This is a genomic window from Streptomyces sp. NPDC002463, assembly GCF_042889835.1.
In the GTDB taxonomy this organism is placed as follows: Bacteria; Actinomycetota; Actinomycetes; order Streptomycetales; family Streptomycetaceae; genus Streptomyces; species Streptomyces nymphaeiformis.
The window spans coordinates 318000-340244 of record NZ_JBIARL010000002.1 but is presented as its reverse complement, the minus strand read 5'-3'; the positions used below and the strand labels follow the sequence as shown (position 1 = coordinate 340244).

Below are 22245 nucleotides of genomic sequence, written 5' to 3'. Positions count from 1 at the left end.
ACTAGAGCGCGCCCTTCGTGGAGGGGAGGATTCCGGCGGCGCGCGGGTCGCGCTCGGAGGCGTAGCGCAGAGCGCGGGCCAGGGCCTTGAACTGGCACTCCACGATGTGGTGGGCGTTGCGGCCGTACGGCACGTGGACGTGCAGCGCGATCTGCGCCTGGGCGACGAAGGACTCCAGGATGTGCCGGGTCATCGTCGTGTCGTACGAGCCGATCATCGGCGCCATGTTCTCGGGCTCGGTGTGCACGAGGTACGGGCGGCCGGAGAGGTCGACGGTGACCTGGGCGAGCGACTCGTCCAGCGGGACGGTGCAGTTGCCGAAGCGGTAGATGCCGACCTTGTCGCCGAGGGCCTGCTTGAAGGCGGCACCGAGGGCGAGGGCGGTGTCCTCGATGGTGTGGTGCGAGTCGATGTGCAGGTCGCCGTCGGTCTTGACGGTCAGGTCGAAGAGGCCGTGCCGGCCGAGCTGGTCGAGCATGTGGTCGTAGAAGCCGACCCCGGTCGACACGTCGACCTTGCCGGTGCCGTCGAGGTCGATCTCGACGACGACCGAGGTCTCCTTGGTGGTGCGCTCAACGCGGCCTACGCGGCTCATCGTTCCTGCTCCTTCATCAGTTCACGGACCGCGTCGAGGAACGCGTCGTTCTCTTCGGGGGTGCCGGCGGTGACCCGCAGCCATCCCGGTACGCCGTTGTCCCGGACCAGGACGCCCCGGTCGAGGATCTTCTGCCAGGCCTCGTGCGGGTCGGGGAACCTCCCGAACTGCACGAAGTTGGCGTCGGACTCGGTGACCTCGCAGCCCAGTGCGCGCAGCTCGGTGACGAGCCGGTCGCGCTCGGCCTTGAGCTGCTCGACGTACCCGAGGAGGGTGTCGGTGTGCTCCAGGGCGGCGAGGGCGGTGGCCTGGGTGACGGCCGAGAGGTGGTACGGCAGCCGGACCAGCTGCACGGCGTCGACCACGGCCGGGTGGGCGGCGAGGTAGCCGAGGCGGAGCCCGGCGGCGCCGAAGGCCTTGGACATCGTCCGGGAGACCACCAGGTGCGGGCGGCCCTCCAGGAGCGGCAGCAGCGAGTCGCGGTGGCTGAACTCCACGTACGCCTCGTCCACGACCACCATCGAGGGCTTGGCCGCCTGGGCCGCCTCGTACAGGGCGAGGACGGTGCCGGCCTCGACCGCGGTGCCGGTGGGGTTGTTGGGCGAGGTGACGAAGACGACGTCCGGCGCGTTCTCCGCGATGGCCTGGACGGCCGCCTCGACGTCGATCGAGAAGTCCTCGTTGCGCGGTCCGGAGATCCAGCCGGTGCCGGTGCCGCGGGCGATCAGCGCGTGCATCGAGTACGAGGGCTCGAAGCCGATCGCGGTGCGGCCGGGGCCGCCGAAGGTCTGCAGCAGCTGCTGGAGGACCTCGTTGGAGCCGTTGGCCGCCCAGACGTTCTCGACGCCGACGCGGTGCCCGCCGGTGCGGGTGAGGTAGGCGGCGAGCTCGGTGCGGAGCTCGATCGCGTCCCGGTCGGGGTAGCGGTTGAGGCCGCGGGCGGCCTCGGCGACCCGCTCCGCGATCCGGGCCACCAGGGGCTCGGGCAGCGGGTAGGGGTTCTCGTTGGTGTTCAGCTGGACGGGGACGTCGAGCTGGGGCGCGCCGTAGGGGGACTTGCCGCGCAGCTCGTCCCGGACGGGCAGGTCGTCGATCTTGATCTTGCTCACTGGCTCTGCGGCACCTTCCAACCGAAACGGGCCTTGATCGCAGCGCCGTGGGCCGGGAGGTCCTCGGCCTCGGCGAGGGTCACCACGTGGTGGGCCACGTCGGCGAGGGCGTCGCGCGTGTAGTCCACGATGTGCACGCCGCGCAGGAAGGACTGCACGGAGAGGCCCGAGGAGTGGCAGGCGCAGCCGCCGGTGGGCAGGACGTGGTTGGAGCCGGCGCAGTAGTCGCCGAGCGAGACCGGCGCCCAGGGGCCGACGAAGATCGCGCCGGCGTTGCGGACGCGGTCGGCGACGGCGGCGGCGTCGGCGGTCTGGATCTCCAGGTGCTCGGCGCCGTACGCGTCGACGACCTTGAGGCCGTCGGCGAGGTCGCGGACGAGGACGATCGCGGACTGGCGGCCGGCCAGGGCCGGGACGATCCGGTCGTCGACGTGCTTGGAGGCGGCTACCTGGGTCTTCAGCTCGGCCTCTGTGGCGGCGGCCAGCTCGTCCGAGTCGGTGACGAGGACGGAGGCGGCCATCGGGTCGTGCTCGGCCTGGCTGATCAGGTCGGCGGCGACGTGCACGGGGTCGGCGGTGGAGTCCGCGAGAATCGCGATCTCCGTCGGGCCGGCCTCGGCGTCGATGCCGATGCGGCCCTTGAGCAGGCGCTTGGCGGCGGCCACGTAGATGTTGCCGGGGCCGGTGACCAGGTTGACGGGAGCGCAGCCGGGCTCGTCGGCGGTGCCCTCCGTGCCGTACGCGAACATGGCGATGGCCTGGGCGCCGCCGGCGGCGTAGACCTCGTCGACGCCGAGGAGGGCGCAGGCGGCCAGGATCGTCGGGTGCGGCAGTCCGCCGAACTCCTTCTGCGGGGGCGAGGCGATGGCCACGCCCTCGACGCCGGCCTCCTGGGCGGGGACGACGTTCATCACGACGGAGGACGGGTAGACGGAGCGGCCGCCCGGCACGTACAGGCCGACGCGCTCGACCGGGATCCACTTCTCGGTGACCGTGCCGCCGGGGACGACCTGGGTGGTGTGGGTGGTGCGGCGCTGCTCGCGGTGGACGAGCCGGGCGCGCCGGATGGACTCCTCGAGGGCGGCCCGGACGGCCGGGTCGAGCTCGTCGAGGGCGCGGCCGATCGCCTCGGCGGGCACGCGGAGGCTCTGGACGCGGACGCCGTCGAATTTCTCCCCGTAGTCGATCACCGCTGCGGCGCCATGATGCCGGACGTCCTCGCAGATCGGCCGCACCTTCTCCAGGGCGGCTTCCACGTCGAACTCGGCACGGGGCAGCAGGTCGCGCAGGGCGGAACCCTCGGGCAGGGTCTCACCGCGCAGATCGATTCGAGAGATCACGGGTCAATTCTCGCAGACGGCCTACAACGCCGGTCGTCCGTATCAACAGCTGATACATGCCAATCGGTGACTGATACGCGTCACAGTGGCGTCTTGTCGCCACAGCTGACCGTTAGCGTTCAGCCCGTCACTCAGCGGGAAAGAACGGCTGTACGAATCCACGAATCCCGGAAAGCGGAATCGTGGGAGCGGACGTGGAAAGCGAGGGGGCGGCAGTGACCGAGCCGCACGAGGACGGGATGCCGGACGGTCTCACGGGCCCGGAGCGGGCCGTGTGGCGGGCGTTCCGGATCGGCAGGACCTGCGATCTGACGGAGGGGATCGCGGAGCGGGACGACCCCTTCGGGGCGAGGGAATGGGGGGAGGAGCGGAGCGTCCGCGCCGACGTGGTGGCGCTGCTGCTGCTCGACGGGCCGCCGGCCCGGTCGGGGCGGGTGGCCGCGCTGAAGCTGCGCGGGGTCAGGATCACCGGCGTGCTGAACCTGGCGGGCGGGACGATAGGGCCGTACGTGGAGCTGCACAGCTGCCGGTTCGACGGCGAGGTGGTGCTGCCCGAGGCCCGGTTCGGCACCCTGCGGATGGTGGAGTGCGCGCTGCCGCGCCTGGAGGCGGCCCGGCTGCACACGGAGGGGGACCTGCATCTGCCGCGCTGCCGGGTGCGGCGGGGCATCCGGCTGACGGACGCCCAGATCGGCACGGACCTGCTGATCAACCAGATCCAGGTGTGGCCGGACCGGAGGGGGCGGGCGATCACGGCCGACGGGATGGTGGTCGCCCAGGACCTCCAGGCCGAGCTGATCGAGACGCACGGGGAGCTGAGCCTGCGCGGGGCGAAGGTCGGGGTCTCGCTCAGCCTGCGGGGCAGCGTGCTGCGCGGGGCGCAGGGCCGCCGCGCGCTGAACGCGCCGCAGCTGACGGTGGAGCGCTCGCTCTATCTGAACGCCGCCTGGGTGTACGAGGGCCGGGAGAACCGGGGCGGCTCCACGGCCACCCCGCCGTACGGGGTCACGCCCGCCCAGGGCACCCGGCGCAAGCCCGTGGAGTGCCACGGCGGGGTGCGGCTCGACGACGGCCGGTTCGGGGACGCGGTGGACCTGCACAGCGCCCGTTTCCTGCTGAACGGCGCCCGGCGGGACGAGCTGTCGCTGCGCCGGATCGTGACCCCGGAGCTGCGGTTCAACGGCGAGCGCCCGGAGGAGGGGCGCGTCGTGCTGAACGGCGCGAAGGTCGTCACCCTGATCGACCTGTCGACCAGCTGGCCGGGGCCCGGCGGGCTCGCGATGGGCGGCTTCGCCTACGAGAACCTCGTGCCGTACGGCCACTTCCCGCTGGCCCGGCGCCTGGAGTGGGTGGCGGCGGCGACCCCGGAGTACGCCCCCGAGCCGTACGAGCGCCTGGCGACGGTCCTGCGGAACAGCGGCGAGGACGCGGACGCCCGCGAGGTGCTGCTCGCCAAGCAGCGGCGCAGACGGGAGACCCTGCCGATCGCGGGGAAGCTGTGGGGCTACCTCCAGGACTGGACCGTGGCGTACGGCTACCGGCCGGGCCGGGCCGCGCTGTGGATGGCCGTGCTGTGGGCGGCGGGCACGGTGGTCTTCTCCCACTACCGCCCGATACCGATGAAGGCGGACGAGGGGCCCGAGTGGAACGGCACGCTGTACGCGCTCGACCTGCTGCTGCCCGTGATCACCCTCGGCCAGGACGGCTACTGGCGCCTGGAGGGCATCTGGCAGTGGGTGGCGGCGGTGCTGATCCTCCTCGGCTGGATCCTGGCGACGACGGTCGCGGCGGGCGCGACCCGGCTGCTGCGCAGGGGGTGAGGACGGCCGCCCCGGGCGCGGTGGAGTGAAAGCGGTGTCGCCACGGGGTGAGGGTGCTGTCGCGGCCTCGTGACGCGGCTGCCGGGGAGGGCTGCGGCGGGGGACAATGCACAGCACCATGTCCATGCTCCGCGCCCTGCTCGGCACCGTCCGCTCGGTCCGGCACGCACCACGGCTCGCCGCGGCGCTCGTGCCGGACGACGACGTGCTGCTCGACACCCCGGACGAGCGGCTCGCCCCCGCCCTGGTCGCAGCCGCGCTCGGCGACCCGGAGCCCGCGGCGAAGCTGCTCGCCACCACCCGGGACGCCGGCGAGTGGGAGGACCGCGACCGGTACGTCACCCGGCTCGCCACCTTCGCGTACGGCAGGGGCGACTGGCTCACCGAGTGGCTCTCCGCGACGCCCGGCGATCCCGACGCCCTCCTCGTCATGGCGCAGCTAGCCGTCCGCCGGGCCTGGGAGTCGCCGGCGCGGGCCGAGCGGCTGCGCGAGCTCGCCCCGCTGGTGCGGGAGGTCGCCGCGGAGGCCCCGCACGACCCGGTGCCGTGGCGTCTTGCCCTGGACCACGCACGCGGGGCGCACGCCGGGCACGCGGTCTTCGAGTCGCTGTGGGAGCAGGCCGTGCGCCGCGCCCCGCACCACTACGGCTGCCATGTCGCCGCGCTGAAGTACCTCTCCGCGCAGTGGTACGGCTCGCACCGCGCCGCCTTCGACTTCGCCGAACAGGCCGCCGAGGACTCGGCGGCGGACTCGCTCGTCCGGGCGCTGCCGGTCCGCGCGGCCTACGACGGGCTCCGGGTGCCGCCGGGCCCCGACGGGTCCGTGCCCGCCGACCGGGTCGACCGGGCGGTGGCCGGCGCCCTGGCCCTGTCGGCGGCGTTCCCCGCGGGCGACCCGTGGCCGGCCGAGGTCCGCAACCTGCTCGCGTACGTGCTGGTGGAGCGGGGGCGCTGGGAGGAGGCGTGGGAGGAGTTCGGGCGGATCGGCGCGTTCGCGACCTCGTTCCCCTGGGGTGCCGCGCGGGACGCCGCACCGGAGGATCCGCCCCCGGGCTCTCGGCTTCGCTCGGGCAGGGGGGACCCCCTCCTCCGGTTCCTGGCCGAGCGGGACCGGGTGCGGGGCGAACTGGCCCGCCGGACGCCGCTGCGGGGCACCGGTCGTGGACAGGCCGGACGGGGCGGGCCCGGCGGCCATTAGGCTAAGCGGCTGTGACCACCGCTCGCCTGCCTCTCTTCCCGCTCAACGCGGTGCTGTTCCCCGGCCTCGTGCTGCCGCTGAACGTCTTCGAGGAACGTTATCGCGCCATGATGCGCGAGCTGCTCACCCTCGACGACGCGGAGCCGCGCCGGTTCGCCGTCGTCGCGATCCGCGACGGCCGTGAGGTCGCGCCGACGGCTCCGGGCATGCCGGACCAGACGGCGCTGCCGGAGAAGGGCCCGGCGGCGGGCTTCGGCTCCGATCCCATCCAGTCCTTCCACCGCGTCGGCTGCATCGCCGACGCGGCATCGATCCGGGAGCGCGCCGACGGCAGCTTCGAGGTGATGGCCACCGGTACGACCCGGGTGAAGCTGCTGTCCGTCGACGCGTCCGGGCCGTTCCTGACGGCCGAGGTCGAGGAGATCCCCGAGGAGCAGGGCGAGGAGGCGGGCACGCTCGCCGAGGGCGTGCTGCGGGCTTTCCGCAACTACCAGAAGCGCCTCGCGGGGGCCCGGGAGCGTTCGCTGACGACCAGCGAGCTGCCGGACGAGCCCTCCGTCGTGTCGTACCTGGTCGCGGCGGCGGCGGTGCTCGACACCCCGTCGAAGCAGCGGCTGCTGCAGGCGCCGGACACGGCGACCCGGCTGCGCGAGGAGCTGACGCTGCTGCGCGCGGAGACCGCGGTGCTGCGGCACCTTCCGTCGCTGCCGGTGGTGGACCTGACGCAGGCCCCGACGTACCCGAACTGACCCGGCCCCCGTCGGACCGACCGAGCTGACCGAGCTGACCGAGCCGAGGAAGAGCGCGTGGCGAAGAAGCAGAAGAAGAACAGCGGCGGCACACCGGCGACGGTGGCCCTGACGGCGGCCGGCACGCCGTTCACGCTGCACGCGTACGAGCACGACCCGGCCTCCCCCTCGTACGGCGAGGAGGCGGCGGAGGCGCTCGGCGTCTCCCCCGACCGGGTCTTCAAGACGCTGGTCGCGGACGTCGACGGCGAGCTGACGGTCGCGGTGGTCCCGGTGGCGGGCCAGCTGGACCTGAAGGCACTGGCCTCGGCGGTCGGCGGGAAGCGGGCCGCGATGGCCGACCCGGCGGCGGCGGAGCGCACCACAGGGTACGTCCGGGGCGGGATCTCCCCGCTGGGCCAGCGCAAGCGGCTCCGTACCGTGCTCGACTCCTCGGCCTCGGACCACGCGACCGTGTGCATCTCGGCGGGCCGCCGCGGCCTGGAGGTGGAGCTCTCCCCCGCGGACCTGGCGGCGCTCACCTCGGCGGTCGTGGCCCCCATCGGCCGCGCCTGACACCGGGCGCGGCCTCCGCGAGGGCGGTCAGTGGGTGCCGGGGCCCTGTGTGTACGGCTTCGGCTGCCCCCAGGGCTCCGGTTCCGGGTCGCGGGGACCGAAGACGGCCGTGAGGGCCAGGTGCACGATCATCGCGGCGAGCGGCCAGGCCAGCATCGCGGCGGCCGCGAAGTCGAGTTCGAGCGGCGCCTCGAAGGTGACGTTCGGGCCGACGGCCTTCGCGTGGGCGACGACGTCGGCGGTGGGTCCGAAGTGCGTTCCGATCCACCAGGCGATCAGCGAGCCCAGGCCGCCGCCGAGGGCCAGGCCGAGCACGAGCGGGACCCCGCCCTTGCGGCGCAGCAGGAAGACGACGAGCGCGGCGACCGCGCCGAAGGCCAGCGCGAGGAGCACGAACGTTCCGTCGGCGCCGATGGCCTGCTCCCCCTCCGAGTTCCGGAGGTAGACGCCCTTGCCGTCCGAGATGAGCAGGACGCGCGGGGCCAGGTTCAGCCACAGCACTCCGAGCAGGGCCCCCGCGACCGCGGAGGCGAACGTCACCACCACGCCCTGCACGACCTCGGCCGCCGTGATCGGGTCGCCGGCCGGGCCGAGCGGCGGCGGAGGCTGCGGGGGCCAGTCGGGGTCGTTCGACGGCTGGTGAGGCGGAGTCAGGGGTGCGGTCACTCCGCCATCGTGCCAGGTGTCCCTGTGGCCCGCCTCAGCGGACGGCGGCCCGCCGGTAGGCCCAGGTGGCGACGGCGAGCGAGGCGACGCCGACCGCCCCGCACACGGCGAGGTCGACGGCGACGGCCGCCCAGTCGGGGTGCGGTCCGAAGGTGCGGGCGAGGGCTTCCACGCCGTACGTCGACGGCAGCAGGTCCCGTGCCCAGCCGATCGGACCCGGCAGCCGCTCGGCGGGGAGGACCCCGAGGAGCAGGGCCGCCGACATGCCGAGCTGGCCGAGGAGGGTGGCCAGCTCCTGGCGGGGCGCGAGGAGCCCGAGGGCCGCGCCGAGCCCGGCGAGCGCCGCCCCGGCGAGCGGGACGACGGCGCCGAGGATCCACAGGTGGCCGAGGGGCAGCCCGAAGAGGACGGAGCCGGCGACGGCGGTGAAGGCGGTCCCGGGCACGGTGAAGGAGGCGTACGCCCCGGCGGCGCCGAGCACGACGGCGGCGGGCGGCACGGGCAGGGTGGCGTAGTGGTCGAGGCCGCCGCCGGCCCGCAGCTGCCCGAAGTACTGGGCGAGCAGGTTGAGCGCGACGAAGGCGACGACGAGGACGGTGGAGCCGGCCACGACGGCGCGCGCCTCGGAGCCGCCGTCGACGACCCCGCGCATCAGGATCATGATCCCGATCGACTGGAAGGTGGCGACGAAGAGCAGCGGGATGCGGGCCACACGGGCGCGGGAGAGCTGGGCGCGGTAGACGGCGGCCATGGCCGGAAGGAGACGGGCGCGCGGTGCGAGCGGCGCGGCGCCGTCGACGGCGTCCCGGCTCGTGGCGGGGAGCGCGCCGGTCGGCAGGACCTCGGCGGGCACGGTGCTCACTGCGTACAGCTCCTGATGGTCACGGGCGGTTCGTGGCGGGTCACGCCTTCACCAGTCCCTCGGTCGCGCCGCCCAGCGAGAGGTACACGTCCTCCAGGCTGGGCGTGGCCAGGGTGAAGTCGTCGAGCGCGGCGAACGCGGCCCCGCCGGTGACGGTGGCGACGGCCGCGCGGGCGGCGTCGGGGGCGAGCCTGAGGTGCCAGCGGCGTCCGGTCTCCTGGGCGAGCGCGCGCAGGGCGGCGACCTCGGGCAGGTGGACCGGCGGGGCGTCGCGCCAGACCAGCTCGACGCGGACCTCTCCGGCGACCCGCTCCTTGAGTCCGGCGGGGGTGTCGCAGGCGATGACCCGGCCGCGGTCGATGACGGCGACCCGGTCGAGGACGGTCTCGGCCTCGATGACGTTGTGGGTGACGAGGAGCACGGTGGCGCCGTGCTCGGCGCGGCGCCGGTCGACGGCGGCCCAGACGGCGCGCCGGGCGACGGGGTCCATGCCGGTGGTGGGTTCGTCGAGGACGAGGACGGGCCGGCGGCCGACGAGCGCGGCGGCGAAGCAGGCGAGGCGCCGCTGTCCGCCGGAGAGCTTCTTGAGGGGGCGGCCGGCGATCTCGCCGAGGCCGAGCTCGTCCAGGACGGCGTCGCGCTCGGCGCGGGCGTCGTGGGCGGAGAGGCCGCGCAGGCGTCCGGTGGTCTCGGCGGCGAGGGAGACGGTCAGCTCGTCGAGGGCGGTGGACTCCTGGCCGAGGTAGGCGAGGAGCCGGGCCGCCCGCTCGGGATGGCGCACGAGGTCGTGGCCGAGGAGCTCGACGGTGCCGGAGTCGGGGCGCATGAGCCCGGTGAGCTGGCGGACGAGGGTGGACTTGCCGGCGCCGTTGGGGCCGAGCAGGCCGAAGATCTCGCCGCCGCGCACGTCGAGGCTGATCCCGTCGGTGGCCCGCACCTCGGGGGTCGCGGGCGCGCCGCGCCTGCCGCGCGTGGCGGGGTACGTCTTGACCAGATCCCGCACCACGCACACCGTACTCACGGAGAAAGAGATTACGGGGTCGCCGGGCCCGCTCCGGGCGCGGGGGCGGGTTCGGCGGCGGCCCGGACGTCGATCTCACGCCAGAATCCGGCCCGGATCGCGTACCGGTCGTGCTCGTCGATCTGGTCGTCCTTGTGGGCGAGAAGTCCGAAACGCGCGGCGTAGCGGAGGAGTTCGCCGTCGATGCGGTGCGGGATGCGCGGGTAGAGGGTGGAGAGTTTCTGGACGTGGCTCTGCTCGGGGAGCCGCTCCATCCAGCGGCGGGCGAACACCTGTCCGACCTCGAACGGGTCGCCGCCGACGGTGGTGATGTCCTCCTCGCGGTCCGCCCAGCGCTGCTCCGCGCTGGTGAGCGCGGCGAGGGTGGGCAGGGTGGCGGTCTCGGCCGGCTCGCCCAGGGAGGGGGCGGGGCGGTCGATCCAGCCCCGGTCGGAGGACCAGCGGAGCGCGCTCGCGCCCTGCGGGACCGGGGTGCCGGCGGTGGCGGGTCCGCGCAGTCCGGCGAGGTCCTTGGGGGTGGGGACGCCCTTGCCGTTCGCCGGGGCGGGCACCCCGGGGCCGTGGACCTCCTGGTCCTCGCGGACGTGGCCGTTGGTGTGGACGTGCTCGTGGCCGTCGCCGCCAGGCTCCACGGGGGCTGGTACGCCGTTCCGGGCGGCCGCGGCGGCGGCCGCCTCGGCGGCCCGTTCGGCGGAGGCGGCGAGGGCGGCCTCGGGCAGCGGCGCGGAGAGGATGGCGGCGATCTCCGGGCGCGGGGCGGGCGGCGGCGTGCAGATGCCGGTGAGGTCCTTGGCGCGGACGGCGCGGGTGATCCAGGCCCGGTCGAGGACCCGCCGCTCGTCGGCCTCGGCGACCAGGTCCTCGGACTGGTTGTAGTCGCCGTCGGCGGCCTGGACGGCCCACAGGTGGACGGCGACGCCGTGCTCCTTGGCCGACATGAGGCCGGGCAGCAGGTCGCCGTCGCCGGTGACGAGCACGATGTCGGAGCAGGCCCTGTTCCTGGCGAGCTCGGTCAGCTCGGTGTGCATGGCCGCGTCGACGCCCTTCTGCGCCCAGCGCCCGTCGCTCCTGGTCAGGGCGCCGAGCCGGACGGTGACGCGGGGCATCACGCGCAGTCTGCGGTGCTCGGGCTGGGGCACCCGGTCGGGCGCGCCGTCGAACCAGTAGATCCGCAGGAGCGGCAGGGCGGTCTCGGCCTCGGCGCGCTGCCGCAGCTGCTGGATCAGCCCGGCGTGGTCGACGGTGATCCGGGAGCGGGCCGGTTCCCCGGCGAGGAGGCTGGCGGCGGCGCCCAGCAGGTAGCCGGCGTCCACCAGGACGACGCAGCGGTCCACGTGTTCCACCCTCTTTCGGGAGCCTCGGGTTCGAAAGGGTGCTTCGGGTTCCTTCGAGTCTGCCCGACGGCCAGGTGCTTGACGTCCGGAACTGGATCATCGGCGTGGCGAGCATCACGCCGAAGCCGCCCCTACGCTCCGTAATGATCCAACATGCGGCGGTTCATACCGTATGTGAGTCTGACAGCGGCCCTGGCCCCTAGTCCCTTTGAGGAGGCACACCCCATGGCCAAGAACCGCAACCAGAACCGCAGCCAGAAGCAGCAGTCGCCCGCCGAGCGCGGCACGCAGCAGGCGCAGCAGTCCGCGATGGAGTCGCAGGCCGAGCAGCGCGCGAGCCAGGTGACACCCGGCGACATGGCCCGCAAGGGCCGTCAGAAGCGCTTCGGCCACAACTGACGGCTTCACATACGGCAAAGGGGCGCGCCCGTGACGACGGGCGCGCCCCTTGCGCATGCGTACGGAGGTCAGCCGGCCAGGCAGGACGGGCCGAGCAGCACCTTCAGGTCGCCGAAGAGCGCCGGGTCGGCCGTCACCCGGTGCCGGTCGAGCCGGAGCACGGTGGTCTTCCGCGGGCCCTGGAGCTTGATCCGCACCTCGGTGTTGCCCTTGTGGTGCTTGAGGATCTCGCCGAGCCTGCTGACCATCGGCGGGGTCACCTTCACCGTCGGGATGGTGAGGACCACCGGCGCGTTGGTCCCGGCGTTCGACAGGTCGGGGACCATCAGCTCCATGGCGACGAGGCGGGGCACGTCCTCGCGCTTGTCGAGGCGGCCCTTCACGAAGACGACCGTGTCCTCGACCAGCTGGGTGGAGACCAGCTGGTACGTGGCCGGGAAGAACATGCACTCGATGGAGCCGGCCAGGTCCTCGACGGTGGCGATCGCCCAGGCGTTGCCCTGCTTGGTCATCTTGCGCTGGAGGCCGGAGATGATGCCGCCGATGGTGACGACCGCGCCGTCGGCGTGCTCTCCGCCGGTGAGCTGGGAGATCGCCGCGTCCGTCTTGTCGGACAGGACGTGCTCGATGCCGAAGAGCGGGTGGTCGGAGACGTACAGGCCGAGCATCTCGCGCTCCTGGGCGAGCAGGTAGGACTTCTCCCACTCGACGTCGGAGAACTCGACGTCCAGGCCGAAGCCGGGCTCGTCGCTCGCCTCGTCGCCCATCCCGCCGAAGAGGTCGAACTGTCCCTCGGCCTCCTTGCGCTTGACCGCCACCACGTTGTCGATCATGGGTTCGTGGTGGGCGACCAGGCCCTTGCGGGTGTGGCCCATCTCGTCGAAGGCGCCGGCCTTGATCAGCGACTCGACGGTCCGCTTGTTGCAGACGACGGCCTCGACCTTGTCGAGGAAGTCGGGGAAGGAGGAGTACTTCCCCTTGGCCTTGCGCGACTTGATGATCGACTCGACGACGTTGGCGCCGACGTTCCGGACGGCGGTGAGGCCGAAGAGGATCACGTCGTCGCCCTGGGCGGCGAAGTTCGACTCGGACTCGTTCACGTTCGGCGGGAGGACCTTGATGCCCATGCGGCGGCACTCGTTCAGGTAGACCGCGGACTTGTCCTTGTCGTCCTTGACCGAGGTGAGCAGTCCCGCCATGTACTCGGCGGGGTGGTTCGCCTTGAGGTAGGCGGTCCAGTAGGAGACCAGGCCGTACGCGGCGGAGTGCGCCTTGTTGAAGGCGTAGCCGGCGAAGGGGACCAGGACGTCCCAGAGGGCCTGGATGGCCTCGTCGCTGTAGCCGTTCTTCTTGGCTCCGGCCTGGAAGATGGTGAAGTTCTTCGCCAGCTCCTCGGGCTTCTTCTTGCCCATCACCCGGCGGAGGATGTCGGCCTCGCCGAGCGAGTAGCCGGCGATGATCTGCGCGGCCTTCTGCACCTGCTCCTGGTACACGATGAGGCCGTAGGTGACCGCGAGCACCTCTTCGAGCGGCTTCTCCAGCTCGGGGTGGATCGGGGTGATCTCCTGCTGGCCGTTCTTGCGCAGGGCGTAGTTCGTGTGCGAGTTCATGCCCATCGGGCCCGGCCGGTACAGGGCGGACACGGCGGAGATGTCTTCGAAGTTGTCGGGCTTCATCAGCCGCAGCAGCGAACGCATGGGCCCGCCGTCGAACTGGAAGACACCGAGGGTGTCACCGCGCTGGAGCAGTTCGAAGGTCTTCTGGTCGTCGAGCGGCAGCGCCAGGAGATCGATGTCGATCCCCTTGTTGGACTTCACCATCTTGACGGCGTCGTCCATGATCGTGAGGTTGCGCAGGCCGAGGAAGTCCATCTTCAGCAGGCCGAGCGACTCGCACTGCGGGTAGTCCCACTGCGTGATGGTGACGCCGTCGGTGTGCCGCACCCAGATCGGGGCGTGGTCGACGATCGGCTCGCTGGACATGATGACGCCGGCGGCGTGCACGCCCATCTGGCGGACCAGGCCCTCGACGCCGCGGGCGGTGTCGATGACCTTCTTGACGTCCGGCTCGTTCTCGTACATCGCGCGGATCTCGCCGGCCTCGCTGTAGCGCGGGTGCGAGGGGTCGGTGATGCCGTTGAGGTCGATGCCCTTGCCGAGGACGTCGGCGGGCATGGCCTTGGTGAGGCGGTCGCCCATGGCGTACGGGTAGCCCAGGACGCGCGCGGAGTCCTTGATGGCGTTCTTCGCCTTGATCTTTCCGTACGTGCCGATCATGGCGACCTTGTCGGAGCCGTACTTCTCGGTCACGTACCGGATCACCTCGACGCGCCGACGCTCGTCGAAGTCGATGTCGACATCGGGCATCGAGATGCGCTCGGGGTTGAGGAAGCGCTCGAAGATCAGACCGTGCGGAATCGGGTCGAGGTCGGTGATGCCCATGGCGTACGCGACGATCGAGCCGGCCGCGGAGCCTCGGCCGGGGCCGACGGCGATGCCCTGGCTCTTGGCCCACATGATGAAGTCGGCGACCACGAGGAAGTAGCCCGGGAAGCCCATCGAGATGATGGTGTCCATCTCGTACTCGACCTGCTTCATGCGGTCCTCGGGGATGCCGCCGGGGAAGCGGCGGTGCATGCCCTTCATGGTCTCCGCGCGGAACCAGGTGACCTCGGTGTAGCCCTCGGGGATGTCGAACTTCGGCATGAGGTTCTTGGCCTCGAACATGCCGGAGGTGTCGATCTGCTCCGCGACGAGGAGCGTGTTGCGGCAGCCCTCCTGCCAGGCGTCCGAGGAGTCGACGGCGTACATCTCGTCCGTCGACTTCAGGTAGTAGCCGGTTCCGTCGAACTTGAAGCGGTCCGGGTCCGACAGGTTCTTGCCGGTCTGGATGCAGAGCAGGGCGTCGTGCGCGCCGGCCTCGTGCGCGTACGTGTAGTGCGAGTCGTTCGTCACCAGCGGCGGGATGCCGAGCTTCTTGCCGATCTCCAGGAGCCCGTCACGGACCCGGTGCTCGATCTCGATGCCGTGGTCCATCAGCTCCAGGAAGTACCGGTCCTTGCCGAAGATGTCCTGGTACTCGGAGGCGGACTTCAGGGCCTCGTCGAACTGGCCGAGGCGGAGGCGGGTCTGCAGCTCGCCGGAGGGGCAGCCGGTGGAGGCGATCAGGCCCTCGGACCACTGGGAGATGGTCTCCTTGTCCATCCGGGGCCACTTCTGCAGCCAGCCCTCGGCGTACGCGTCGGAGGAGAGCTTGAAGAGGTTGTGGAGTCCGGTGGAGTTCGCCGCCCAGATCGTCTTGTGGGTGTAACCGCCGGAACCGGAGACGTCGTCCCGCTTCTGGTGCGGCTGGCCCCACTGGATCTTCCGCTTGTTGCGCCGGGACTCGGGCGCCACGTACGCCTCGATGCCGATGATCGGCGTCACACCGGCCTTCTTCGCGGTGTGGAAGAAGTCGTACGCCCCGTGCAGGTTGCCGTGGTCGGACATGGCGATATGGGTCATGCCCATCTCGTTGCACGCGTTGAACATGTCCTTCAGCCGCGCGGCACCGTCCAGCAGCGAGTACTGGGTGTGGACGTGGAGGTGCGTGAAGGGCGGCTTGGTCACGGGGGAGGCCTCCGGATGTGTCTGCGGCGCGCAGCGCCTCGTGCAGGGGTGGCGGTCGGGCGACGGGTGGGAGACAGGCTGCGGACAGTCTGGGGGGACAGCGTGGAAGTCTACGTCGCGCGACTGACAGCCGACGGGCACTCGGGGCTAGGGTCGCGCGTTGAGAGACACGGAACACGTGTCCGTATTGTCGTGAACATTCTCGCACCACCCCGCACCAGGAGGCACCCTCGATGTCGGTCCCGCAGCCCACCGTGGCAGAGCGCGGTGAGCACATCCTCGCCGTCTTCGACACCGCCTTCGGCGAGCTCCTCGCCGCCGACCCCGCGGCCTTCCGCGTCAAGTTCCGGAAGATGGCCGGATCCGCCTTCGCGTTCTACCGGGGCACGGCCTGCCTGTTCTACTCGGACCTGGAGCACGAGGCCCACGGCGGCCCCTACCTGGACGAGCAGACCGGCCGGGTCTGGATCCACGGCGATCTCCACGCCGAGAACTTCGGCACGTACATGGACGCCAACGGGCGCCTCGTCTTCAACGTCAACGACTTCGACGAGGCCTACGTCGGCCCCTTCACCTGGGACCTCAAGCGGCTGTCCGCCTCCCTCGCGCTGATCGGCTACGCGAAGGCGCTCAGCGACGAGCAGATCACCGAGCTCGTCCGGATCTACGCGGGCGCGTACCGGGAGCGGATCCACGCCCTCGCGACCGGCGCCAAGGGCGACGAGGTCCCCGCCTTCACCCTGGAGACCGCCGAGGGTGCGCTGCTCGGTGCCCTGCGCGAGGCCCGGGCCCTGACCCGCTTCGGGCTGCTCGACTCGATGACCGAGATCCGCGACTTCGAGCGGCGCTTCGCGGCGGGCGGCGGCTCGATCGAGCTGGACGCGGCCACCCGGTACAAGGTCCTCGCGGCCTTCGACGGCTACCTGGAGACCCTGCCCGAGTCCTCCCTCGCCCGCCCCGACTCGTACCGCGTGAAGGACGTCGTCGGGCGGCGCGGGATCGGCATCGGCTCGGCAGGCCTCCCCTCGTACAACATCCTCCTTGAGGGCAACAGCGACGCCCTCGAGAACGACGTCGTGATCTACGTGAAGCAGGCGCAGACCCCGGCGGTCTCGCGGCACGTCACGGACGCGGCGGTACGGGCGTACTTCCGGCACGAGGGCCACCGCACCGTGATCTCGCAGCGGGCGCTCCAGGCACACGCCGACCCGTGGCTCGGCTGGACGGAGCTGGACGGGGCCGGCCAGCTCGTCGCCGAGGTGTCGCCGTACGCCGTGGACCTGGACTGGTCGGACATCGACGACCCGCAGGAGATCGCGGCCACCGTCGCCGACCTGGGCCGGGCGACCGCCACGATGCACGCGGCGGCGGACGACTCCAGCGGGCACTCCCTGGTGCCGTTCTCGACGGAGCGGGCCATCGACGCGGCGATCGCGGCCGACGAGGAGGGCTTCGCGCAGCTCCTGGTCGACTTCGCGCACACGTACGGGGCGCGGGCGCGGGCGGACCACCAGATCTTCGTGGACCTCTTCCGCAACGGCCGGATCCCGGGGCTGTAGGAAGACGCACAGCTTGTCCTTAGGGACCCCTTACGGGCCGGCATGGGACACTCCACCACGATGGACATGGCAGGGACGCAGCTGAGGGCGCTGCGGGCGGCGTTCTTCACGGCACTGGTCGTGACGCTGTCCGTGGCGTCCCACGTGCTGCTCTCCCGCGTGCCGCTGCCGCTCGGGACGGTCGTCCCGGTCGCGGTCGCCGTCTTCGCCGTGGCGTACGCGCTGGCCGGCCGCGAGCGCGGCCTCGGCCCGATCGCCGGGCTCCTCGTCCCGCTGGAGCTGGCCGCCGACACCCTCTTCACCAGCGGTCAGGCGGTCTGTTACGGCCCCGCCGGCGGGCCGGTCGCCGGTTCGCTGCGCTCGTTGGGCGTGGAGGGGTTCTGCGGCGGCGCCGTGGGCACGCCGCTGCCCGGCGTCGCGACCCCGGAGAGCGGGAGCGCGGCCGCCCTGCTCTCCTCCCCCGACCCCGCGCTGCCCTGGCTGCTGCTCCTGGCCCATGTGGGCGTGGGGCTCTCGGCGGCGGCGTGGCTGCGCGGCGGCGAGCGGGCGCTCGCCCGGCTGCTGCGCGCGGTGGAGGCCTTCGCGTTCCGGCCGCTGCTCCTGGTGGCGGCCTTCTTCCGGGCCGCGGGTCCGGCGCCGCTGCGGGCCGGCCGGCCCGTCGCGCGGCCCCGGTCCTCCCGGGCCCGGCTCCTCGTGCACTCCGTCGGGCGGCGGGGGCCGCCGCGTCAGGTGCTCGCTCTCGTCTGAGCGGGCCCGCGCGCCCCCTGCCCTTCCCCACCTTTCACGGAGATCAGCATCATGAGTGCACGCAACAGCCACGCCAACAAGGCCGCCGCCCGCGAGCGACTGCGCGAGGAGCGCGAGCGCCAGGCGAAGAAGGACCGGGCGCGCCGGCAGGTGATCGTCGGCGTCTCGGCCGTGGCCGTCCTGGCCGCCGCCGGCGGCATCGGCTACGCGGTCGTCCAGTCGAACAAGCCCTCCCACTGGGAGTCGGTGGCCGACGCGAAGTCCGTGACGGCCCCGAAGAACACGACGGGCGCGAACGGCACGACCGTCGTCATCGGCAAGGACTCCGCGAAGAAGACCCTGGAGCTGTACGAGGACTCGCGCTGCCCGGTCTGCGCGACCTTCGAGCAGAGCGTGGGCTCCACGGTCGAGAAGGACGTCGAGGCCGGCAAGTACAAGATCCGGTACGTCGGTGCCACCTTCATCGACAACGGCATCCCGGGCGAGGGCTCGAAGAACGCCCTCTCGGCGCTCGGCGCCGCGCTGAACGTCAGCCCCGAGGCCTTCCTCAAGTACAAGTCCGCCCTGTACTCGGCGAAGTTCCACCCGGAGGAGAAGGACGACAAGTTCGCCAAGGACTCCTACCTCCTGGAGGTGGCGGACTCGGTCCCGGCCCTCAAGGGCAACGCCGAGTTCAAGAAGAACGTCGAGGACGGCACGTTCGACGCGTGGGCGATGAAGATGTCGAAGGCCTTCGACGCCAGCGGGGTACAGGGCACCCCGACGCTGAAGATGAACGGCAAGCCGGTCACGGTCCAGGGCACGACCAACCCCCCGATGACGGTGGCCGAGTTCGACACGGCGATCGACGCGGCACTCAAGGCCTGACGCCCCACGGCACCGGCCTGGCCCCGGACCCTCGGTCCGGGGCCGAGGTGTCACGGGGCCGAGGCATGACGGGGCGTCGGCCCTACGGGGTAGAGGCATGCCCCGGGCATACGCCGGGCGACGAGTCGGCGAACTTCTGTCACGGGGCTGCCCTTGAGGCGTACTCGTCAGTAATCTGACTGCCCGTGACCAGTCGTTTCATATCTCCTGCCCCCACCCGCCGCACGGTCGTCAAGGCCGCCGCCGCCACCGCCGTCGTCGCGCCCGCCCTCCTGGGCGCGGCCGCCCCGGCGCTCGCGGACACCGGGGCACCCGCCTTCCTCCACGGCGTCGCCTCCGGCGACCCGCTGCCCGACGGCGTCCTGCTCTGGACGCGCGTCACCCCCACCCCCGAGGCCGTGCCCGGATCCGGCCTCGGCCCCGACGTCCAGGTCGGCTGGGAGCTCGCCGAGGACCGCAACTTCACCCGGGTCGTCGCCTCCGGCACCACCACGGCGAGCGCCGCCTCCGACCACACGGTGAAGGCCGACGTCCGGGGCCTGCGCCCGGCCACCGCCTACTGGTTCCGCTTCACCGCCGGCTCCGTCGTCTCCCCCGCCGCCCGCACCCGCACCGCGCCGGCCGCCGACTCCGCCGCGCCCGGTGTCCGCTTCGGCGTGGTCTCCTGCGCGAACTGGGAGGCCGGCCACTTCTCCGCGTACCGCCATCTCGCGGCCCGCGCCGACCTGGACGCGGTGCTCCACCTCGGCGACTACATCTACGAGTACGCCACCGGCGCCTACCCCGAGGCGAAGTACGTCGTCCGGCAGCACGAGCCGCGCCACGAGATCCTGTCGCTGGCCGACTACCGCACCCGGCACGGCAAGTACAAGACGGACCCCGACCTCCAGGCGATGCACGCGGCGCACCCGATCGTCGCCATCTGGGACGACCACGAGTTCGCCAACGACGCCTGGTCGGGCGGCGCCGAGAACCACACCCCCGGCACCGAGGGCGACTGGGCGGCCCGGGTGGCCGCGGCGAAGCAGGCGTACTTCGAGTGGATGCCGGTCCGCACCTCCACGGAGGGCACGGTCTTCCGGCGGCTGCGCTTCGGCAAGCTGGCCGATCTGCATCTGCTCGACCTGCGGTCGTTCCGGTCCGCGCAGGCGAAGACGGGCAGCGGCACGGTCGACGACCCGGAGCGGAGCATCACCGGCCGCGCGCAGCTGGACTGGCTGAAGTCCGGTCTCGCTGGTTCGGACGCGACCTGGCAGCTGGTCGGCACCTCGGTGATGATCTCGCCGGTCGCCTTCGGCTCGCTGCCGGCCTACCTCCTGGAGCCGCTCGCCGGGCTGCTCGGCCTGCCGAAGGAGGGGCTCGCGGTCAACGTCGACCAGTGGGACGGCTACACCGACGACCGCAGGGAGCTGCTTGCGCACCTGACCGAGCGGGCGATCCGGAACACGGTCTTCCTGACCGGTGACATCCACATGGCCTGGGCCAACGACGTGCCGGTGAAGGCCGCGACGTATCCGCTCTCGGCCTCGGCGGCGACCGAGTTCGTGGTCACCTCGGTGACCTCGGACAACCTGGACGACCTGCTGCACGTGGCTCCGGGCACGCTGTCGGTGGTGGCCGCGGGCGCCGTGAAGGCCGCCAACCGCCATGTGAAGTGGGTGGACATGGACCATCACGGGTACGGCGTCCTCGACGTGACCGCCGCACGCTCGCAGATGGACTACTACACGGTCTCCGACAAGACGGACCCGGCCGCGACGACGTCCTGGGCGCGCTCGTACCGGACGCTGAGCGGAACGCAGCGTGTCGAGCGGGTGTACCAGCCGGTGCTGTAGCCGCCCACTAGGCGGCGATTTTCAGCCATGATCTCTCTTGTTAACGGGAGATCACATCGCTACGGCGGGTGGCGGGTTCCGGAGATCGAATCCGGACACACCACCCGCCTCTGTCACGTCGCTCGTTACGTCCGCGTCTCAAACCCTGGAAGCGGCGCAAGTTTTTCTTCCCGATGACCCGAATTGCCCCATGAATGATTGGGCCTGATCAATGCTCAACGATCTCTGACATGGACGCGTAATCTCCCCGGCGTGGCGAGGAAGTTCCTCCCACCACCCCCCGCGAGGAGTCACCCGTGCGTGCTCTTGTCCGTATATCGCCGCGTATGTCACGTCGTATGCTCGGCACCGCCGTGATGGCCGGAACCCTGGCCATGGCCCCGCTGTCCGCCCCGGCGGCCACCCCGTCGACCACCACGCTGGCCTCGGCCGAGAAGTGCGCGGACGGCGCCACGGCCCTGTCCGGCGCCCGCAAGGCCAAGGGCAGCTCCACCAAGGCCGAGCCCAACGCCGTCACCGCCGCCCAGGCCAAGGCCATGGACGACGACCTGAAGAAGAAGGTCGCCGCCGCGCGGACCTCCGGCCGCCTCGGCGCCGCCAACGTCACCGCCGGCGCCACCATCCCCGTCTACTTCCACGTCATCCACAGCGGCACGACGGGCAAGCTCAGCGCCACGGCCATCAACAACCAGATGGCCGTCCTCAACGCCGCCTACGCGGGCCAGGGCACCGGCAACGTCAACACGGGCTTCCAGTTCTCGCTGGCCGGCACCGACTACACGGACAACGCCACCTGGTACAACATCACCGACGGCACCCAGGCCGAGAAGGACATGAAGACCGCCCTGCGCAAGGGCGGCGCCAACGCGCTGAACATCTACACCGCCAACCTCGGCGGCGGCCTGCTCGGCTGGGCGACCTTCCCGTCCTCGTACAAGAGCGCCCCGAACATGGACGGCGTCGTCATCCTCGACGCCTCCCTCCCGGGCGGCTCCGCGGCCAACTACAACGAGGGCGACACCGCCACCCACGAGGTCGGCCACTGGATGGGCCTCTACCACACCTTCCAGGGCGGCTGCACGGGCAACGGCGACTACGTCTCCGACACCCCGGCCGAGAAGAGCCCGGCGTACGAGTGCCCGACCGGCCGTGACTCCTGCACCTCCAAGGCCGGCGTGGACCCGATCCACAACTTCATGGACTACACGTACGACTCCTGCATGTACCAGTTCACCGCGGGTCAGGTGACCCGGATGAACGACGCCTGGACCGCGTACCGCGCCTGACGGCCCGTCCGCTGAAGAAGGGGTGTGGCCCCGGGGGAACTCCCCGGGGCCACACCCCTTCTCCGTACGCCCTCCGGCCCCTACAGACCGTCGATGAAGGAGAGCGCGACCGACCAGGTCCGCTCCGCCGCCTCCGCGTCGTAGTCCGGCAGCTCCGGATCCGTGTAGATGTGGCCCGCGCCGCGGTAGCGGTAGATCTCCACGTCCGCCCCGGCCCTGCGCATCTGGAGGTACCAGGAGGACAGCCAGTCGTCCGTCTCGAAGGGGTCGGGCTCGGCCACGTGCAGCTGGACCGGCAGCTCGTCCACCGAGGCGGACTCCGCGATGTCCGAGGTGCCGTGGAGCAGCAGCAGCCCGCGCGCCTTCTCGTCGCCGAGCGCCAGCGTCTGGGCGATCGAGGCGCCGAGGGAGAGGCCCATGTAGACCAGGCCCCGCTCGGAGTAGGGGGCGGCGGCCAGGACCGCGCGCTTCAGCAGCTCGTCCTTGCCGATCTCGTCCCGGAGCACCACGCCCTCCTCGACGGTCCCGACCGTCCGGCCGTCGTAGAGGTCCGGCGTCCAGACCTGGTGCCCGGCGGCCCGGAGCCGCTCGGCGGCCGCCTCGACGGAAGGGGTCAGCCCGTAGGCCGAGTGGAAGAGCATGATGTCCATGCGCCCCATCCTGCCACCCGCCGCGGACAGGCCCGGTCCGCCGCC

19 protein-coding genes are annotated in these 22245 nt (G+C 72.0%); 10 read left to right on the top strand and 9 right to left on the bottom strand.

Features of this window, described 5'->3' with window-relative positions; genetic code table 11:
• Window position 1 precedes the first annotated feature (1 nt).
• Genes hisB through hisD form a run of 3 tightly spaced genes read right to left on the bottom strand, consistent with a single transcriptional unit; the run spans window position 2 to window position 3044 of the window.
• A complete protein-coding gene (gene hisB / locus ACFYX3_RS06675) occupies window positions 2–595 on the bottom strand; it encodes an imidazoleglycerol-phosphate dehydratase HisB (RefSeq protein ID WP_030492957.1) in 594 nt (197 codons plus the stop codon).
• On the bottom strand, window positions 592–1704 hold the full coding sequence (locus ACFYX3_RS06670) for a histidinol-phosphate transaminase (protein WP_376584766.1): 1113 nt from the start codon (window positions 1702–1704) through the stop codon (window positions 592–594). The genes hisB and ACFYX3_RS06670 overlap by 4 nt, the downstream gene beginning before the upstream one ends.
• A complete protein-coding gene (gene hisD / locus ACFYX3_RS06665; RefSeq protein WP_389008866.1) occupies window positions 1701–3044 on the bottom strand; it encodes a histidinol dehydrogenase in 1344 nt (447 codons plus the stop codon). Before hisD ends, ACFYX3_RS06670 begins: the two co-directional genes overlap by 4 nt.
• 215 nt (window positions 3045–3259) lie before the next feature.
• Here hisD and ACFYX3_RS06660 point away from each other — a divergent pair, with 215 nt between their 5' ends.
• The 4 genes from ACFYX3_RS06660 (at window position 3260) to ybaK (ending at window position 7366) form a co-directional block, all read left to right on the top strand.
• The gene (locus tag ACFYX3_RS06660) at window positions 3260–4864 is read left to right on the top strand and encodes an oxidoreductase (protein ID WP_389008864.1); all 1605 of its coding nucleotides are present in this window, start codon (window positions 3260–3262) and stop codon (window positions 4862–4864) included.
• A gap of 106 nt (window positions 4865–4970) precedes the next feature.
• The gene (locus tag ACFYX3_RS06655; RefSeq protein WP_389008861.1) at window positions 4971–6062 is read left to right on the top strand and encodes a hypothetical protein; all 1092 of its coding nucleotides are present in this window, start codon (window positions 4971–4973) and stop codon (window positions 6060–6062) included.
• A gap of 11 nt (window positions 6063–6073) precedes the next feature.
• Window positions 6074–6811: an LON peptidase substrate-binding domain-containing protein gene (locus ACFYX3_RS06650; RefSeq protein ID WP_376584759.1), complete on the top strand. Its 738-nt coding sequence runs from the start codon at window positions 6074–6076 to the stop codon at window positions 6809–6811.
• Window positions 6812–6868: 57 nt separating this feature from the next.
• A complete protein-coding gene (ybaK, locus tag ACFYX3_RS06645) occupies window positions 6869–7366 on the top strand; it encodes a Cys-tRNA(Pro) deacylase (RefSeq protein WP_116161498.1) in 498 nt (165 codons plus the stop codon).
• 27 nt (window positions 7367–7393) lie between these two features.
• Here the strand turns inward: ybaK and ACFYX3_RS06640 are convergent, their stop codons facing one another.
• Genes ACFYX3_RS06640 through ACFYX3_RS06625 form a run of 4 tightly spaced genes read right to left on the bottom strand, consistent with a single transcriptional unit; the run spans window position 7394 to window position 11258 of the window.
• Window positions 7394–8032 carry a DUF2567 domain-containing protein gene (locus ACFYX3_RS06640; protein WP_389008858.1) on the bottom strand — a complete coding sequence of 213 codons (639 nt, stop codon included), beginning with the start codon at window positions 8030–8032 and terminating at the stop codon, window positions 7394–7396.
• A gap of 34 nt (window positions 8033–8066) precedes the next feature.
• Entirely contained in the window at window positions 8067–8894 is an 828-nt protein-coding gene (locus tag ACFYX3_RS06635) for an ABC transporter permease (RefSeq protein WP_389008855.1), read from the bottom strand.
• Between the two features lie 40 nt (window positions 8895–8934).
• On the bottom strand, window positions 8935–9906 hold the full coding sequence (locus ACFYX3_RS06630) for an ABC transporter ATP-binding protein (protein WP_181924894.1): 972 nt from the start codon (window positions 9904–9906) through the stop codon (window positions 8935–8937).
• Between the two features lie 20 nt (window positions 9907–9926).
• Window positions 9927–11258, bottom strand: coding sequence for an NYN domain-containing protein (locus ACFYX3_RS06625; RefSeq protein ID WP_389008852.1), 1332 nt, complete (start codon window positions 11256–11258; stop codon window positions 9927–9929).
• Between the two features lie 216 nt (window positions 11259–11474).
• Here ACFYX3_RS06625 and ACFYX3_RS06620 point away from each other — a divergent pair, with 216 nt between their 5' ends.
• Window positions 11475–11648, top strand: coding sequence for a hypothetical protein (locus ACFYX3_RS06620; protein WP_376584751.1), 174 nt, complete (start codon window positions 11475–11477; stop codon window positions 11646–11648).
• A gap of 68 nt (window positions 11649–11716) precedes the next feature.
• Here ACFYX3_RS06620 and dnaE read toward each other — a convergent pair whose 3' ends face one another.
• Window positions 11717–15256, bottom strand: coding sequence for a DNA polymerase III subunit alpha (gene dnaE, locus ACFYX3_RS06615; protein ID WP_389008849.1), 3540 nt, complete (start codon window positions 15254–15256; stop codon window positions 11717–11719).
• 233 nt (window positions 15257–15489) lie between these two features.
• Here dnaE and ACFYX3_RS06610 point away from each other — a divergent pair, with 233 nt between their 5' ends.
• The 5 genes from ACFYX3_RS06610 (at window position 15490) to ACFYX3_RS06590 (ending at window position 21550) form a co-directional block, all read left to right on the top strand.
• Window positions 15490–16815: a DUF2252 domain-containing protein gene (locus ACFYX3_RS06610; protein WP_389008846.1), complete on the top strand. Its 1326-nt coding sequence runs from the start codon at window positions 15490–15492 to the stop codon at window positions 16813–16815.
• Window positions 16816–16875: 60 nt separating this feature from the next.
• Window positions 16876–17562 carry a hypothetical protein gene (locus ACFYX3_RS06605; RefSeq protein ID WP_389008843.1) on the top strand — a complete coding sequence of 229 codons (687 nt, stop codon included), beginning with the start codon at window positions 16876–16878 and terminating at the stop codon, window positions 17560–17562.
• A 51-nt stretch (window positions 17563–17613) separates the two neighbouring features.
• Window positions 17614–18429 carry a DsbA family protein gene (locus tag ACFYX3_RS06600; RefSeq protein ID WP_389008840.1) on the top strand — a complete coding sequence of 272 codons (816 nt, stop codon included), beginning with the start codon at window positions 17614–17616 and terminating at the stop codon, window positions 18427–18429.
• 185 nt (window positions 18430–18614) lie between these two features.
• The gene (locus ACFYX3_RS06595) at window positions 18615–20264 is read left to right on the top strand and encodes an alkaline phosphatase D family protein (RefSeq protein WP_389008837.1); all 1650 of its coding nucleotides are present in this window, start codon (window positions 18615–18617) and stop codon (window positions 20262–20264) included.
• Between the two features lie 326 nt (window positions 20265–20590).
• Window positions 20591–21550, top strand: a complete 960-nt coding sequence (locus ACFYX3_RS06590) for a zinc metalloprotease (protein WP_376584741.1) — start codon at window positions 20591–20593, stop codon at window positions 21548–21550.
• A gap of 80 nt (window positions 21551–21630) precedes the next feature.
• Here ACFYX3_RS06590 and ACFYX3_RS06585 read toward each other — a convergent pair whose 3' ends face one another.
• Window positions 21631–22200: a dienelactone hydrolase family protein gene (locus ACFYX3_RS06585; protein WP_382651630.1), complete on the bottom strand. Its 570-nt coding sequence runs from the start codon at window positions 22198–22200 to the stop codon at window positions 21631–21633.
• Window positions 22201–22245 lie beyond the last annotated feature (45 nt).